Raw genomic sequence first — 4926 nt, 5'->3', positions numbered from 1 at the left:
GGATGCAGGGGGCGTGGGAGGGGGGGCTCATCGTCGGGTGCGCCGGCAGCCCCACCCTGGGGCGGATCGGGCAGCAAGGGGTGCAGCAACTGCGCGCGCTCCAGGCTGGCATCGGCCAGGGCAAGGGAGCGCAGGGGCATCTCGGTCCAGGCACGGCAATCGGGCAGGGGACTGTCCGCCTCCAGGGGTGTGATGTCCTGGACCCAGTCGATGCGCAGATCGACCTCATCGCGCTTGCGGGCCCAGGCCCACTGGCGCACGCGGGTCGCTCCCTCGCGCCAGGCGGCCTCCAGCGTGGTGGCGCGTACATGGAAGACGGAGGCGGCCTTGTTCTCGGCCGCCACCGTGAAGAAAAGAATGCAGCCGGGGTAGGGCTCGGGCAGCAACACCATGTGCCGTGCCAGGTACTCCAGGCCATTTGCCAATTGCTGCGACAACATGCTCTCGGCCTCGGTCAAGGTCAGTGGGAGGCTGCGCTTCCCGTGGGGACGGGACGCCGGGCTGCGGTGCGCTGACCGCGTACGGATCTGTTCTTTCATGGCGGCCCGGCGGCAGGCGAGTGCGGAGCGCGGCGGCTCAGCGGTAGTCGAATTCCACGCGCCGGTTGCGCTGGTGGGCGTCTTCGCTCGTGCCTTCGTCGGCCAGCCGCTCCTTGCCGTAGCTGACGGACTCCACGCGGGCCGGATTCACGCCCAGCAGCTGCAGGCTGTTGCGCACCGCGTCGGCACGTTTTTGGCCGAGCGCCAGGTTGTATTCGATGCCGCCGCGCCTGTCCGTATGGCCGCGCAGCATCACCGAGCGGCCGGGATTGCTGCGCAGCCACTGCGCATGGCTTTCCACGATGGCCCGGTCGCTGCTGCGGATGGTGTAGGCGTCAAAGTCGAAGTAGACGATGTGGGCGACATTGGCGGGACCGCGCTGGTCGGCCTGGCTCGTGGCCACCACGGGTGCGACGCCGGAGCTGGCCGCCGCAGGCGCCGGGGCCTTGCCGAAGGCGTAGTGGTGTTCGGAACGCTGCGTGCTGGTGGTGGCGGTGGAACCGCAGGCGGCCAGGCCTGCGGCCAGCAGCACGATGGTGCACAGCCTGAGAGTGTGTGACATGGAAAATCTCCTGGGACGTGCGCCGCCACCGCGAGGCGGCGGCGCAGGGAAGGAATGCGGCGCCCGCAGGCGCCGCTGCAGCTCACAGCAGGGCGTTGTGGTGCAACTGCTGCGTCAACACGCTGGCTGCTGCATCGGCCGTGCTGCTGGCATGGCTGCTGATGGAGGTGGCAATCGGATCCAGCTCGGCCGCAGAGGCCGTTGCCGCTTGAGAAGTGCCGCCCAGAAGGCCTCCGAGCAGTCCGCCACCGGACGATCCCCCCAGCAGCCCGCCCAGCAGGCCACCGCCACTGCTGCCGCCACCCAGCAGTCCGCTGACGATGCCGTTGTCGCCGACGACCGTGTTGACCACACCGCTGACGATGCCGTTGTCGCCAGCCACGGTGTCGAGCACGCCGCTGACGATGCCGTTGTCGCCGGCCACCGTGTCCAGCACGCCGCTGACGACGCCGTTGTCACCGGCCACGGTCTCCAGCAGGCCACCGTCGCCGCCGAGCAGGCCGCCAACGATGCCGTTGTCGCCGGCCACGGTGTCGAGCAGGCCGCCGACCAGGCCGGTGTCGCCCGTGAGGCCACCCAGCAGGCCACCGTCGCCGCCGAGCAGGCCGCCAACGATGCCGTTGTCGCCGGCCACGGTGTCGAGCAGGCCGCCGACCAGGCCGGTGTCGCCCGTGAGGCCGCCCAGCAGGCCACCGTCGCCGCCGAGCAGGCCGCCGACGATGCCGTTGTCGCCGGCCACGGTGTCGAGCAGGCCGCCGACCAGTCCGGTGTCGCCCGTGAGGCCGCCCAGCAGGCCACCGTCGCCGCCGAGCAGGCCGCCGACGATGCCGTTGTCGCCGGCCACGGTGTCGAGCAGGCCGCCGACCAGTCCGGTGTCGCCCGTGAGGCCGCCCAGCAGGCCACCGTCGCCGCCAACCACGCCGCCCAGTAGGCCGTCGCCTCCCGTCAGACCGGCCAGCACGCCGTTGACGGTGCCGATCACCGGCTGCAGTGCCTGGCCCTGGACCTGCGTCAGGCCGTTGGCCAGGTCCGTCACCACGCCCAGCGGGCCGCCGTTCACCTGGGTCACGCCTTCGACCAGGCCCGTGACCACGGACAGGGCGCCGGTGCCGGGGTTGATCACCGCATCCAGCACCTGGCCCACAGGCGCTCCGGCCGTGCCGCCGAGCAGGTCATCGACGGTGTTCTGCACCGTGGTGACCAGGCCTTCGCCGCTGCCTGTGCCGCCACCCGGAACCAGGCCGCCCAGCAGCCCGCCGACCAGGCCGTCCTCGCCGAGCACGCCACCCAGCAGGCCGCCGTCGCCGCCGAGCAGGCCGCCGACCAGGCCGTCGTCGCCGAGCACGCCACCCAGCAGGCCGCCGTCACCGCCGAGCAAGCCGCCGACCAGGCCGTCGTCGCCAAGCACGCCACCCAGCAGGCCGCCGTCACCGCCGAGCAAGCCACCGACCAGGCCGTCGTCGCCAAGGACGCCACCCAGCAGGCCGCCGTCACCGCCGAGCAAGCCACCGACCAGGCCGTCGTCGCCAAGCACGCCACCCAGCAAGCCGCCGTCACCGCCCAGCAGGCCACCGACCAGGCCGTCGTCGCCAAGGACGCCACCCAGCAAGCCGCCGTCACCGCCCAGCAGGCCACCGACCAGGCCGTCGTCGCCGAGCACGCCGCCCAGCAGGCCGCCGTCACCGCCGACCACGCCGCCCAGCAGGCCGTCGCCTCCCGTCAGACCGGCCAGCACGCCATTGACGGTGCCGATCACCGGCTGCAGTGCCTGGCCCGGGACCTGCGTGAGGCCGTTGGCCAGGTCCGTCACCACACCCAGCGGACCGCCGTTGACCTGGGTCACGCCTTCCACCAGACCCGTGACCACGGACAGGGCGCCGGTGCCGGGGTCGATCAGCGCATCCAGTACCTGGCCCACAGGCGCTCCGGCCGTGCCACCGAGCAGGTCGCCAACGGTGTTCTGTACCGTGGTGACCAGGCCTTCGCCGCTGCCTGTGCCGCCACCCGGAACCAGGCCGCCCAGCAGTCCGCCGACCAGGCCGTCCTCGCCGAGCACGCCGCCCAGCAGGCCGCCGTCACCGCCGAGCAGGCCGCCGACCAGGCCGTCGTCGCCAAGGACGCCGCCCAGCAGGCCACTGTCACCGCCCAGCAGGCCGCTGACCAGCTCGCCGATGCCGCCTTCACCCAGGCCGCTGCCCAGGCCGGCAATCAGGCCGTTGAGGGTTCCGATCACGGGCTGCAGTGCCTGGCCATCGACCTGGGTCAGTCCATTGACCAGTTCGGTCAGCACGCCCAGGGGGCCGCCGTCCACGCTGGTCAGGCCTTCCAGCAGGCCGGTGACGACCGAGGCCGTTCCATCGGTGGGATTGGCCAGCGCGTCCAGCAGTTGGCCCACAGGGGCTGCGACGGTGCCGCCGAGCAGGCCGTCCACCACGTCCTGGACCGTGGTGACCAGGCCGTCACCGCTGCCGCCTCCCGTGCCGCCCGGGATCAGGCCGCCCAGCAGGCCGTCGACCAGTTCACCGATGCCGCCTTCACCCAGGCCGCTGCCCAGGCCGGCAATCAGGCCGTTGAGGGTGCCGATCACCGGCTGCAGGGCCTGGCCGTCCACCTGGGTCAGGCCATTGACCAGCTCGGTCAGCACGCCCAGGGGGCCGCCTTCCACGCTGGTCAGGCCTTCCAGCAGGCCGGTGACGACCGAGGCCGTTCCATCGGTGGGATTGGCCAGCGCGTCCAGCAGTTGGCCCACAGGGGCTGCGACGGTGCCGCCGAGCAGGCCGTCCACCACGTCCTGGACCGTGGTGACCAGGCCGTCACCGCTGCCGCCTCCCGTGCCGCCCGGGATCAGGCCGCCCAGCAGGCCGTCGACCAGTTCACCGATGCCGCCTTCACCCAGGCCGTTGCCCAGGCCGGCAATCAGCTCGTTGAGCGTGCCGATCACCGGGGCCAGGCCTTCGCCGTCCACCTGGGTGAGGCCGTTGACCAGTTCGGTCAGCACACCCAGGGGGCCGCCCTCGACATTGGTCAGGTTCTCCAGCGCGCCGGTCACGGTGGACAGCAGTCCGTCCGTGGGGTTGGCCAGGGCATCCAGCAACTGGCCCACAGGCGCTGCCACCGTGCCGCCCAGCAGGCCGTCCACGACGTCCTGCACGGACGTGACCACCCCGCTGTCAGGCGTGCCGGGCGGGTTGCCCGTTCCGCCGCCCACCAGGCCGCCCAGCAGGCCACCCACGCCGGCGAGCAGGCCGCCCAGCGCACCGTCTTCGTCGAGCAGGCCGCCGAGCACGTTGTCCACTACCGTGCCGATGGAGCCGCCGGAGCCCGCTTCATCCAGGCCCTTGAGCAGCTCATTGAGCGTGCTGATCAGGGGCTCCAGGCCCTGGTTCTGGATGTTGACCAGGCCGTCCACCAGCTCGGTGAGCACGCCCAGCGGCCCGCCATTGGTGCTGGTCAGGCTCTCCAGCAGGCCTGTCACCCCGGACAGCGTGCCGCTGCCGGGATTGACCAGCGTATCGATCAGGTTGCCCACCGGGCCGGCGACCGTGCCACCGGACAGCGCACCAACCACGTCCTGCACGGAGGTGATCAGGCCGTGGCCGTCCGTGGGATCCGTCGGATTGGTGGGGTCCGTGGGATTGGTCGGATTGGTCGGGTTCGTCGGGTCCGTGGGATTGGTGGGGTTGGTCGGGTTSGTGGGATCCGTGGGGTTGGTCGGATTGGTGGGGTTCGTAGGATTGGTCGGGTTCGTGGGATCCGTGGGGTTGGTCGGATTGGTGGGGTTCGTAGGATTGGTCGGGTTCGTGGGATCCGTGGGGTTGGTCGGAT

At 71.7% G+C, this 4926-nt stretch carries 2 protein-coding genes and 1 pseudogene; all 3 read right to left on the bottom strand.

Going from position 1 to position 4926, the window contains the following annotated elements:
* Positions 1 to 440: pseudogene (locus tag GRX31_RS30170) on the bottom strand (Mur ligase); the annotation flags it as partial.
* 136 nt (positions 441 to 576) lie between these two features.
* Complete coding sequence (locus GRX31_RS30165) at positions 577 to 1101, bottom strand: OmpA family protein (RefSeq protein ID WP_160856223.1); 525 nt, start codon at positions 1099 to 1101, stop codon at positions 577 to 579.
* Between the two features lie 82 nt (positions 1102 to 1183).
* A partial coding sequence (locus GRX31_RS30160) for a hypothetical protein (RefSeq protein ID WP_160856221.1) occupies positions 1184 to 4926 on the bottom strand: 3743 nt, incomplete at its 5' end.

The sequence above is a fragment of the Delftia sp. CH05 genome (assembly GCF_009827015.1).
Lineage (GTDB): Bacteria > Pseudomonadota > Gammaproteobacteria > Burkholderiales > Burkholderiaceae_C > Comamonas > Comamonas tsuruhatensis.
Note: the sequence above shows the minus strand (reverse complement) of the source record. Positions and strands in the feature narration are given on the sequence as shown.